The organism is Spirosoma soli (assembly GCF_042684525.1).
Lineage (GTDB): Bacteria > Bacteroidota > Bacteroidia > Cytophagales > Spirosomataceae > Spirosoma > Spirosoma soli.
In genome coordinates this window covers 83,103-95,065 of sequence record NZ_JBHULN010000017.1, presented here as the reverse complement: position 1 = coordinate 95,065, position 11,963 = coordinate 83,103, and the positions used below count along the sequence as shown (strand labels likewise).

11 protein-coding genes and 1 tRNA gene are annotated in these 11,963 nt (G+C 46.6%); all 12 read left to right on the top strand.

What is annotated here, in order from left to right:
* Positions 1–16 precede the first annotated feature (16 nt).
* The 12 genes from ACFSUS_RS22395 (at position 17) to ACFSUS_RS22340 (ending at position 11,894) form a co-directional block, all read left to right on the top strand.
* A complete protein-coding gene (locus ACFSUS_RS22395) occupies positions 17–1,300 on the top strand; it encodes a hypothetical protein (RefSeq protein WP_381526008.1) in 1,284 nt (427 codons plus the stop codon).
* Between the two features lie 108 nt (positions 1,301–1,408).
* Entirely contained in the window at positions 1,409–1,924 is a 516-nt protein-coding gene (locus ACFSUS_RS22390; RefSeq protein ID WP_381526006.1) for a gamma carbonic anhydrase family protein, read from the top strand.
* A gap of 64 nt (positions 1,925–1,988) precedes the next feature.
* Positions 1,989–2,603, top strand: a complete 615-nt coding sequence (locus tag ACFSUS_RS22385; protein WP_381526004.1) for a HupE/UreJ family protein — start codon at positions 1,989–1,991, stop codon at positions 2,601–2,603.
* A 165-nt stretch (positions 2,604–2,768) separates the two neighbouring features.
* Positions 2,769–5,180, top strand: a complete 2,412-nt coding sequence (locus ACFSUS_RS22380) for a M1 family metallopeptidase (protein ID WP_381526002.1) — start codon at positions 2,769–2,771, stop codon at positions 5,178–5,180.
* A gap of 105 nt (positions 5,181–5,285) precedes the next feature.
* A tRNA-Pro gene (locus ACFSUS_RS22375) sits at positions 5,286–5,359 on the top strand.
* A gap of 566 nt (positions 5,360–5,925) precedes the next feature.
* Positions 5,926–6,759: a MotA/TolQ/ExbB proton channel family protein gene (locus ACFSUS_RS22370; protein ID WP_381526000.1), complete on the top strand. Its 834-nt coding sequence runs from the start codon at positions 5,926–5,928 to the stop codon at positions 6,757–6,759.
* 40 nt (positions 6,760–6,799) lie between these two features.
* The gene (locus tag ACFSUS_RS22365) at positions 6,800–7,426 is read left to right on the top strand and encodes an ExbD/TolR family protein (RefSeq protein WP_381525998.1); all 627 of its coding nucleotides are present in this window, start codon (positions 6,800–6,802) and stop codon (positions 7,424–7,426) included.
* An 82-nt stretch (positions 7,427–7,508) separates the two neighbouring features.
* Complete coding sequence (locus ACFSUS_RS22360; protein ID WP_381525996.1) at positions 7,509–8,045, top strand: ExbD/TolR family protein; 537 nt, start codon at positions 7,509–7,511, stop codon at positions 8,043–8,045.
* Between the two features lie 4 nt (positions 8,046–8,049).
* Positions 8,050–8,874 (top strand): energy transducer TonB, encoded by an 825-nt coding sequence (locus ACFSUS_RS22355; RefSeq protein ID WP_381525994.1) that lies wholly within the window; start codon positions 8,050–8,052, stop codon positions 8,872–8,874.
* Positions 8,875–8,881: 7 nt separating this feature from the next.
* Complete coding sequence (locus tag ACFSUS_RS22350) at positions 8,882–9,103, top strand: hypothetical protein (RefSeq protein ID WP_381525992.1); 222 nt, start codon at positions 8,882–8,884, stop codon at positions 9,101–9,103.
* Positions 9,096–10,028 carry a PstS family phosphate ABC transporter substrate-binding protein gene (locus ACFSUS_RS22345; RefSeq protein ID WP_381525989.1) on the top strand — a complete coding sequence of 311 codons (933 nt, stop codon included), beginning with the start codon at positions 9,096–9,098 and terminating at the stop codon, positions 10,026–10,028. Before ACFSUS_RS22350 ends, ACFSUS_RS22345 begins: the two co-directional genes overlap by 8 nt.
* An 87-nt stretch (positions 10,029–10,115) precedes the next feature.
* On the top strand, positions 10,116–11,894 hold the full coding sequence (locus ACFSUS_RS22340) for a tetratricopeptide repeat protein (RefSeq protein WP_381525987.1): 1,779 nt from the start codon (positions 10,116–10,118) through the stop codon (positions 11,892–11,894).
* The last annotated feature ends 69 nt before the right edge of the window (positions 11,895–11,963 follow it).

The window sequence follows — 11,963 nt, the reverse complement described above, 5'->3', positions numbered from 1 at the left end:
CAAATGAAACAACGTTATGAAAAGGAAAACATGGGTGGTAGCGGCATTACTAGCTGCCACAGTCGGTTTATCATCCTGCGCTTCGTTCGAGAGTTGGTTATATAAAGACTCGAAGAACAGTCGGGAAGATATAGTACAGGAGGATCGTACGAACAACTCGCGCGACAACCGTGACTCACGGAGCCGTCGTAACAATAATGATGATCGGGAAGGCTTATTCAGCCGTCGGGATCGTGATGAACGAGATGACAGTCGTAGTGAGGGCGGCTTGTTCAGCCCTCGTAACCGCGATGACGAACGCATGAGCCGCAACGACAGATCGCGGAACGACTCACGCGACTATAATTCATCAGATTCTTATCGCAATCCCTACGGCAGCTCATACCGGTCGTCGGATGACCGCGACGATCGTCCAAGTCGGATGTCGGGTGGCAGCTCGTATGACGATCGCTATTCATCGGACGACCGCGACCGGTACAGCGATCGTGATTCGTACAATGACCGCTCCGACTACAATAGTTACCGAGACCAGGGGTATGATCGTCGTTCAGAAGATCGGGATCGGTATGATGATCGTGACCGCGACCGCCGTGACCGCGACGACGACCGGAATCGTGACGATCGGTACAGCTATAACGACCGGAGAGATTCGGACCGGCGCGATGATCGAGACTACGATCGACGCGACCGCTACGATGATCGCGATCGTGATGGCCGAGACAATCGGGATGACCGCGATCGGGACCAGTATGATAATCGCGACGATCGCCGAGACGACGATCGTGATAACGACCGTAGTGAACGGCGTGGACTATCTGGCTTATTTAACCGGAGCGATGACCGTGACCGGGACAACCGAGATCGCGATGATCGCAACAGCCGTATGGATGATGATCGCGGCCGAAGCGACCGTTCAAGCAACCGTGATGACGACCGCGACCGTAATGACCGCACCAGCCGTCGGGATGACGATCGGGACCGCGATGACCGGAACAGCAACCGAGCAACGGAACGTGATCGGCGTGATCTGTCTGACCGCATTGCAGAGCAAATGGACAAGCTCGATGAGCAGATTGACGATGCTAAACAAGAAGTAAAAAACGAAAGCCGTAAGGATCGTAAAGACCGCGAAGACCGGATTAAAGATCTCGAAGATAAGCGTCGTCAGCTATCCGATTCGTATTATAAAGTGCAGCGGTCGAGCGAAGATGATTTTAAGAAAGTAAAACGGGAAGCTAATCGGACGGTCGATGATGTCGAGGAGGCTATAGAAAAATTGGTAGATAAGGCCAAGAAATAGCTTAATTATTGATTGTCAGGCAGCGGCTGGTTTAACAAACCAGCCGCTGTTTTTTGTGCAGTTAAGTTCCTACGTGAAGAAACGTAGACTTCACCTTACTTTTGCAGCATGGCACTCATTAAACCTGTTCGTGGAATTGCTCCTACTTTTGGCGAGAACTGCTGGTTCGCCGACAATGCTACCATCGTTGGCGAAGTAATGATGGGACGCGACTGTACCGTTTGGTTCAATGCCGTCGTGCGGGGCGATGTCAACTCTATCACAATCGGCGATCGTTGTAATATCCAGGATGGCGCTGTCATTCATTGTACCTACCAAAAGTACAAGACCCAACTTGGCAATTACGTATCAATTGCTCACAATGCCGTAGTACACGGCTGCACAATAGAAGATAAAGTATTGATTGGAATGGGGGCAATCGTTATGGATGGAGCCGTTGTTGGTACGGGCAGCATCATTGCCGCCGGTGCTATAGTTACTCAACACACGGTGATTCCGCCCGGCTCAATTTACGCAGGTAACCCGGCTCGGTTCCTCAAAGCGGTCTCCACCGAACAAGCCGACATATTTATGCGCACGGCAAATAATTATGTTATGTATGCCGATTGGTTCAAAACTGAGTAAAGCCAAGCGTACTTTATGGCAGCTTTATTCTTACCCCAGCACTTATTTTTTACGTTGCTAACCAATGGATGATTTTTTGATCTACTTACGCTTAGGCTTCGACCACATTACGGATCCGAGCGGATACGATCACATTTTATTTGTTATAGCCCTTTGTGCTGTATATACTTTACAACAATGGAGGCAGGTTTTACTCTTGGTGACGGCATTCACGGTAGGGCATTCAATTACGCTTGCTCTTGCTACGCTACAACTTATCAATTACAAAACTGAGTTGATCGAGTTGCTTATTCCAATTACAATTTTGATTACTGCCATCAGTAACTTCTTCTATCAGGAGCCTAAATCAAGATTATCGTCTACCACCCGGCAAACCAACACCTCCTGGCGATATGGTTTAGCGCTGACCTTCGGTCTAATTCATGGAATGGGCTTTTCTAATTACCTGCGTAGTCTTTTAGGGCGCGAAGCTACCATCATTAAGCCTTTGCTCGCCTTCAATATAGGTTTAGAGGTTGGTCAATTGGTGATTGTGAGCCTTGTATTAGCGCTGGCTTATGTCGTGTTAGACATTCTACGTAGTAGCCGACTCCGTTGGACGCTCATTATCTCTGGCATTGTAGCCGGTATGGCCATATCGCTCATTTTGAACAATGAGTATCTAGCCGAACTAATTTAACTACAATCGATGCTCGTTGCTATAATTTCGAGATGTAACCCTGAACATCCGGCCCGATGGCAATTAAATTTTCCTACCAAAAAGCTTTACCATTGCTGTAATAAAAAATACAAACTGCTTTTTCTGTATTTTTACCAACTTAAATCAACAACTACAACCTATCTTATGCAAAAGATAATTCTGCTGGCAGTAGGTTTGGCCATTTCAACTGGGTTAGCAAAGGCTCAAGCCCCAACTGCCCCAACGCAGAATGCCAACACACGCTTTGAGCAACTCGGCCCAATGCTACCGACACCAAACACATTCCGCACCGCTGCGGGTGCACCTGGCCGTGATTACTTTCAGAACCGCGCTGATTATGACATCAAAGCAGAGCTAGATGACGCAAACCAAAGAATTATCGGCTCAGAAACCGTAACGTACCATAACAATTCAACCGACGAACTACGCTTTATCTGGCTTCAGCTTGATCAAAACCTGTTTGCAAAAGGCTCTATTGGTAGCGTAACGCGCACAGGTGGTATCAACGAAAGCGGTATGAGCTTTGGGCAGTTGCAAAACCTGACATCGGTTCGGGAACGCAGCAGCCAGCAGGCAACCGATAAATACGGTTATAAAATCACCGCCGTTAAAGACGCAAAATCAGGTACTGCGTTAAAGTACACCATCAACCAGACGATGATGCGCATTGACTTGCCAACTCCGCTTAAACCCGGTGCGAGTTACGCATTTAACGTAGACTGGAACTATTACATCACTGAGTATTACGGCCGTAGCGGTTACGAACTCTTCCCCAAAGATGGCAACTCAAACTACTTCATTGCTCACTGGTTCCCCCGTTTGTGCGCTTATAACGACGTCAACGGCTGGCAGAATAAGCAATTCTTAGGTCAAGGTGAGTTCACCCTTATTTTTGGTAATTACAAAGTAGCCATCACCGTTCCTAGCGACCACATTGTTGGTTCAACGGGCGAATGCCAAAACTACAAGCAGGTCTTGAGCGCTACCCAACAAAAGCGCCTGGCGCAGGCAGCTACGTCTAAAACGCCAGTTGTTATCGTTACCCAGGCCGAAGCAGAGGCTGCCGAAAAAGCGAAGCCTGCTGATGTGAAAGGCAAGAAGACCTGGATTTATAAGGCTGATAATGTTCGCGATTTCGCCTTTGCCAGCAGCCGTAAATTCATATGGGATGCTATGCAAACCGACGTATATGGCGATGGACGGAAAATATGGAGCATGTCTTTTTACTCGAAAGAAGGAAATCCTCTGTGGGGACAGTATTCAACCCGAGTTGTTGAGCACACACTTAAGTCATACGGTAACCGTACCATTAAATACCCGTATCCAGTAGCTATTTCCTGTCATGCAACAGCGGGAGGGGGTATGGAGTACCCAATGATTTCGTTTAATGGTGGCCGCCCAGAAGCCGACGGCACGTATTCAGAACAGACTAAAGCGGGTATGATCGGCGTAATCATTCACGAAGTTGGTCATAACTTCTTCCCGATGATCGTCAACTCCGATGAACGTCAGTGGACTTGGATGGACGAGGGCTTAAATACGTTTTGCCAGTATCTGGCCGAAAAAGAGTGGGATTATAACTTCCCAAGCCGCCGGGGCGAACCTCAGTACATTACCGACTACATGAAATCTGATAAGTCGGTATTGTCGCCAATCATGACTTCTTCGGATAACGTTATCAGCCTCGGGCCTAACGCCTATGCAAAGCCGGCTACAGCGCTAAACATCTTGCGCGAAACGGTTATGGGCCGCGAGCTGTTTGATTATGCGTTTAAAGAATATGCGCGTCGGTGGGCGTTCAAAAGCCCTGAACCAGCTGATTTTTTCCGTACGCTCGAAGATGCATCGGGTGTAGATCTGGATTGGTTCTGGAAAGGTTGGTTTTATGGTGTCGAACCGGTCGATCAGGATCTGGTAGAAGTTGACTGGTATCAGGTTGACTCAGGTAACCCAGAAACTACGAAAGCAGCGGCTAGGGCCGAAGCCAAGCGTCGTGCAGGTACGATTAGCAAACAACGTGATGCTGCTACTCAAGCAGAAACTGTGGTAGCCAAAGACTCTACGATGAAAGATTTCTATAACGGCTATGACCCATACGCTGTTACAGACGCCGACCGCAAGAAGTATGAAGATTATTTGGCGACCCTAACCCCAGATGAACGTAAAGCCCTTGAAACAAGCGCTGGTACGAACTTATATACCCTCTCCTTAAAGAATAAGGGCGGTGTACCAATGCCAGTGATTGTGCGTATGCAGTTTGAAGATGGAACAGATTCAGTTGCTCGTTTTCCGGCTGAGATCTGGCGGTTTAACGACGTATCCATTAAGAAAGTCATTGCCACTAGTAAGAAAGTTACACAGTGGACGCTTGACCCATTCTACGAAATCGCTGATATTGACACAGAGAACAACTCGTTCCCTCGTCAATCGCAACCAACGCGATTCCAATTGTTTAAACAACGCCAAAGCCCATTTGCTACGCAGGGACAAAACCCGATGCAACAGCAACGACGAACCAACCAACCACCTGCTACGCAGGGTAGTGGTAGAAACTAGTTGATAAAGTAGCTTAGGATGATGAACAAGGCGAGCACATAAAAAAAGGTTTTTAGTGTGCTCGCCTTGTTCATTGTATTTAATACACTATTTTTGCAGACCACTCGGGATGTAGCGCAGTCCGGTAGCGTGCTTGCATGGGGTGCAAGAGGTCGTGGGTTCGAATCCCGCCTTCCCGACAAAAGAGCTGGCCAAATTGGTCAGCTCTTTCATTTTTCAGACATGAGAAAGCCTGCTTCATCGAGCAGGCTTTCTCATGTCTAAGCTAAGGAGTACATACCTTGCTTTCATTCAGCTAAGAAATTTTAGCCTATTCTTTATGCATTTTATTTCCTTAATGCATCTACTATTCAGAATCGAATTTCCGACGCATTTTGATCTATTAAATAACATTAACAATAATTTTATGAGCAACGCACCTCCATAGCATTAGCCATTGCACCCAGAGCCGACAGGAGAGGATTTCTACGGGACACTTGAAAAACAAGGGTTTATCTTACGCAGTTACCGTAAAGCGGTAAACTAGCAGAGTCAGATATATCCAACTTATTATTAATGGATTGCCATGAATACGAAAGATTTGGCGTATCGGTTTGTGTGGTTTTAGCCAGAAAAGCCATAGTTTTGTGGAGGTTTCAAGGCGTTTCCATCAAATTTTTAGATGGACAAACCGAAAGAGTCTAAATTTTTCACTTTTTTTACCGGGCAAACCAACTTTTAATTTTAACCCTACAGTCCAGTTCCAATGAAAACACAAACTCCCTCTCCAGCACCAGCCAAAACAGCGGCACCTAAGAAGAAGTCGGGCGGTCTGAACCCAGCGTTAGTAATTCCCGTTTTATTGTTGATTGGAATTCTTACGTACATGTTCGTTTTCGGCGATGGTAGCCATTTTCAGGACGGAGATAACACGAAAGAACCCATCCCCGGCGACTATTTCGGTACCGTGTACAAGGGAGGATTCATCGTACCTATCCTGTTTACCTGTTTCCTGACGGTGTTGGTATTCTCGATTGAACGTTTTATTACCATCGGCCGGGCCAACGGTTCGGGCTCAATCGATGACTTCGTTCGCAAAGTGAAAGGCCAACTCGATCGTAACGACGTAGCGGGTGCTATTCAAGAGTGCGATCGTCAGAAAGGTTCGATCGGTAACGTTGTGAAAACTGCTTTGTTAAAATATCAGCAACTATCGACTGATACAGAACTCAGCAAAGAGCAGAAGTTAGTTGCTCTGCAGAAAGAAGTTGAAGAAGCAACGACGCTGGAACTTCCAATGTTGGAAAAGAACCTGACAATCATTGCTACGCTAGCTTCGGTTTCGACGCTGATCGCCCTGCTTGGTACGGTACTTGGTATGATCCGGGCTTTCGCAGCCATGGGTGCTACCGGTCAGCCTGACACCGCTGCTCTGTCAACGGGTATCTCTGAGGCTCTTGTAAACACGGCCCTTGGTATCGGTACAGCCGCTATCGCAACGATTATGTATAGCTACTTCACCAGCCGGATTGACGTGTTAACATACAACATCGACGAAATCGGCCTGAGCATCCAGCAGAACTTTGCTGCTCACTATTAATTAACGAGCTTGAAGCAAGCTCACAGAAACGATTATTTGTATGCCAGCAGTTAAAATTAAACGCGCGAGTTCTTCAGTGGACATGACGGCGATGACTGACGTGGCGTTCTTATTGCTGACGTTCTTTATTCTGACGGCCCAGTTCCGGGCTCAAGATGCGGCAGCTATCGAAACGCCCTCATCTATCTCCGGCATCAAAGTGCCTGATAAGAACATCATGACCATTGGTCTGGATAAGGAAGGTAAAGTTTACTTTGGCATCGATAACCAGCAAGAACGTATGGAAATGCTGGATAACGTAGCAGCAGCCAAAGGCATCACCTTCTCAGACAAGGAGAAAAAAGAGTTCGCTCTTATGTCCAACTTTGGTCTGCCAATCAATCAGTTGAAGTCGTACCTCAGCTTGCCGAAGGAACAACAGGCAAAAATCAAACAGCCTGGTATTCCAACCGATTCGACTGGAGCTGGTGCAACGAACGAACTGAAAGAATGGGTATTTAACTCTCGGAAGGCCAATAACGACTTGAGAATTGCGTTGAAAGGCGATAACCTAGCCAAATTCCCAAATTTCAAGAACGTACTGGCAACGCTTCAAGCGCAGAATATCAACAAATTCAACCTGATTACGGGCACAGAAGCCCCTCCAGCTGGTTGGAAAGCCGACTAATCTGACTTACGAGTTACGATGTACGGATTGGCTCTGCCATCACTAGCAAATCGTAATTCGTAAATCGTAAATCACTAAAGCTATGGCAGAAATTAACACTGGCGGTGGTGGTGGTAAACATGACGGTGGTAAGGTACGGTCCAAGAAGCAGTCTACCCGCGTTGATATGACGCCGATGGTAGACCTTGGATTCCTTCTGATTACCTTCTTCATTTTGGCCACTACCTTGAGCAAGCCATCTTCGATGACGCTCAACGTGCCAGACAAAACTAAGAAAGAAGAAACGGAGCCTATCAAGGCGTCTAACGTAATGACGGTCTTTCTAGGGAAGGATAATAAGGCACATTACATATTTGGTAAGGCTGCCAACGAAGATCCTGAACTTAAGACTGTTGGCTACGGCTACGAGTTCCGTAAAGCCATTCAAGAAAACGCTCGTAAGGTTCCTGGTGACAAATTCGTTGTTGTCATAAAGCCCACAAAAGAGTCCACATACAAAAATATGGTGGATGTCCTGGACGAAATGGCCATTACGAAGACCAAGCGATACGCCTTAGTCGACCAGCTAACGCCGGATGAGAAGAAGATCTTGAAAGACAAAGCCAAATTTGACGCATAACACCATGGCAGAAACTCCTCAAAACGCAACACTCGATGATATCGTGTTTGCGAACCGGAACCAGGCGTATGGTGCCTATTCGCTACGGAAAGAGTATCCTAAGACTGTAACCAGAGCCCTTATCATTGGTGGCATTCTGTTTACGCTTGGCGTACTAACTCCGACCATCATTACGGCTCTGACTCCGGAACCAGAAGAACAGGCAATGGTAGAGGTGGATTTAATGAAGCTTCCACCGCCACCTATTGACCCTAATGAACCACCACCGCCACCACCGCCACCGGTTGAAGTACCGAAGGTGAACACGGTGAAATTCTTACCGCCTGAAGTAAAGCCTGACGAAGAGGTGCCGGAAGAAACGCCACCACCAGCCGTTGAGGAACTGAAAGAAGCGGTTGCTGCTGAAAAAACGCAGGAAGGCGACCCTAACGCGGAAGAAGTAATTGCCGCTCCAGAAGCCTCAGCAGGCCCTAGTAAGGTAGAAGTTGCCGTTGAAGCAGCCCCGAAAGAAGAAGAAATCTTTACGGTGGTAGAACAGCAGCCTGAATTTGCCGGTGGTATGGCAGCACTGAGCCAGTTCTTGAGTAAGAATCTGCGTTATCCAGCGGCTGCTCAGCGAGCTAACATTTCAGGCCGTGTGTTCGTCAGCTTCGTAGTTAATACGGATGGTAGTATTCAGGATGTACAAGTGCTCAAAGGCCTTGGCTTTGGTACTGACGAAGAAGCAACCCGTGTTATCAAGAGCATGCCAAAGTGGCGACCTGGTAAGCAGTCAGGCCGACCTGTTCGGGTGAAATATAATCTACCGATCAACTTCACGCTGGAGTAATTTATCTATGCGCGGACAAAATCGAGGTCCGGCGCAGCTGACACTGTATATTTCAGTACTGGCTTCGCTGGCATACTTGGGAGGAGGCATCGCACTGATTGCCTCCTCTCAGTCTTTTGGCGTGTTTCCTGAACCAGGTGTGCTTCGGTACGGACTGGCAGCATTGCTGTTGATTTATGGAAGTTTTCGGGCGTACCGTGCTTATCAACGTTTCCAAGAAAATGATTAAACGAATTAGTTGGATAGCAGGTATAAGCATTACTCTGCTGAGCTGTGGTAGCGATAAACCTCCGTTGGACAATCCAGCCCGGGGTAGTATTGTCATCGCAGCCGATGAATCGTTTCAACCACTGGTCACTCAGCTAACTTCGGCTTATTCAGGCATATACCCCGACGCTCATTTTAAAGTCGTTTATAAGCCAGAGCAGGAAGCAATCAACATGATGCTCAGAGATAGCGCCCGGTTAGCCTTTGTAACAAGAAAGCTGACCCCAAAAGAGCAAGGCGTATTGAACCAGCGTAAAATTAAAGGAACGACGGAGAAGATTGCGAATGATGGAGTAGCTCTCATTATCAACAAAGCAAATGTTGATAGTTTGGTTACAATGAATGAGCTACGCGACGTTTTTAGTGGAAAGATTACACAATGGTCTCAGTTAAAAGGGGGCAATCAGGGTGGCCCTATCACCCTCGTTTTCGACAATAACAATTCCAGCAATTTAGAGTTTGTATTAAAAACTTTTAATGTTGACGATGTAAAAGGGCTACGAATCTTCACAACGCGCTCAAACCGTGAGGTTATTGAGTTTGTTAGGAAGAATCCTTCAGCACTTGGGTTTATAGGCGTTAATTGGATCAGTGATGGTGACGAACCACTTTCAGTTGAACTGGCCAAAGACTTACGCGTAATGGGCGTGTCGCCTAAACAAAACCCAACCAAACGGGATGATTATTTTCAACCGTTTCAGGAGGACTTAGGGATGCAGCGTTATCCATTAAGGAGACCAGTGTATATTCTGAGTCGAGAAGCACACCCTGGTCTGGGAGGAGGGTTGATTAATTATGTGGCGCGTGATGCTGGTTCACTTATCATTAGAAAATTAGGCTTATGGCCTGCAATCCCATATAATAGGGAGATCAATCTTACAGATTAGGCAATTTTTTGGTTTAATTGCAATTTTTTAGTTTTGTCGACTGTTTAATAAGCATTAACAATTTTCTCAATTTCCAACCTGAAATACATGATGAACGATCAGAAGAAATCGCTGTTGACCATCCTGTTCGTTGGAGCAACCGCTCTTGCTCCTTTAAAGGCGCAGGACCTTCCAACAGCTATCAAGGACATAGAGGCCGAGCGGTTCACCAAAGCAGGACAAACTCTCACACAGTTAGCGACTAGTTCGCCAACGGCTGAGAATCAGTTTTACCTTGGTTACTACTATCTCAGAAGCGGACAAGTTGACCAGGCCAAAGCCGCGTTTGAAAAAGGCGCAGCGGCTGATGCCAAAAACCAGCTTAACAACGTGGGGTTAGGTGGTGTAGCTTTAGTGAAAGGCGATCGGGCAGGTGGTACTACGCTTATTAATAACGCCGTTGCTGCCACAAAGAACAAAAATCAGGATGTGCTGATTCGGGGAGCCGAGATGTTCACCCTATCGGAAAAGACCAACGATCCGGCCAGAGCATTGGAGCTATTGACTATAGCCGATGAGAAGGATAAGAAGAACGAAAACGCCGAGATCGAAATGTTGATGGGCGATGCATACTTCTTGAAAAACGACGGTGGTAACGCTATCTCAAAATACGAAAACGCGCTTGCTATCAGCCCGAATCTTGCCGAAGCAAATTACAAGATTGGCCGTTTGTACCTACGTGGCAAGAACTATGCAAAAGCGCAGGAGTATTTTAAGCTAGCGATCCAGAATGACGCGGAGTTTGCTCCAACATATCGGGCGTATGCTGATGCTTTGGCCAACTCTCGGGCTTACAAGAGTGCCGCTCAAAATTACGAACTGTATGTGCAGAAAAGTGGTACGCAGGACCCAGAATTGTTATTGGATGTAGCTCGTTATAAGTTCTTAGCAGAAGATTACCAAGGTGCAACAGCTTATCTTGATCAGTTGAAAGGTAAAGTTAACAACCCAATCATCAACCGGATGTACGGCTGGGCGTATACCGCTCTTGGTAAGAATAACGAAGCTGTTCAAGCACTGGAGCAATTTACAAAAGATGCTCCTCAAAAAGTTATCCCTGACGATTACAAATATTTGGGCCGGGCTTATGGCCAGCTAGGTACTCCAGAAGGCGATTCGCTGAGCATCGTAAACTTGGAGAAAGCAGCTCCAAATGATACAACTGAAAACTTGTATCGTGAGATTGCCAAGAAATACTATGATACCAAACGGTATGACAAGGCAGCTGTTTATTATGCTAAGACCATTCAAAATGATAAAAAGCCACTTAATAACGATTTCTTGTACAATGGCTTATCTAATTATCAGTATGGTTTTAGAGTAGGGCGTGATTCGCTTAACCCTATTACAGATACGGCACAAATTCGTTTGGTTAAGCAGCAGTACTTCTTACGCGCTGATTCAGCTTTCGCTCAGATGGCGCAGCAGGTAGAAAAAACGGCTGGAGAGACGTATCCGCTTGCTTATTACTATCGTGCTCAATCGAATTACTATGCTTATCCATCAACAGTGTCTTTGTCAACGGGAACAGCGGTACCCTATTACGAGAAGTTTATAGAACTGGCTAACGCTGAGCCTGATGCTGCTAAAAAGCAGAGCTATCAGAAAAATTTAGTTACTGCTTATAAGTTCTTAGCCTCTTACAATTTGGCGAAGAAAGATGACGCAAAAGCTAAAGAATATTTCAACAAAGTTTTGGAGATAAATCCAAATGACCCTGATGTTCTTAAAGCGCTAGAAGGGCCCAAAGCGGCTACACCTACGCCCAAACCTGGTACTAAGGCCGCTCCTAAAGCGACCGCTAAAAAAGCAACTGCCAGTAGGTGACGTTAATCTCACACGAAAAGCACAGGCTACAGCCTGTGCTTTTTTTTTACCTAAAAATAAAAACCTGTG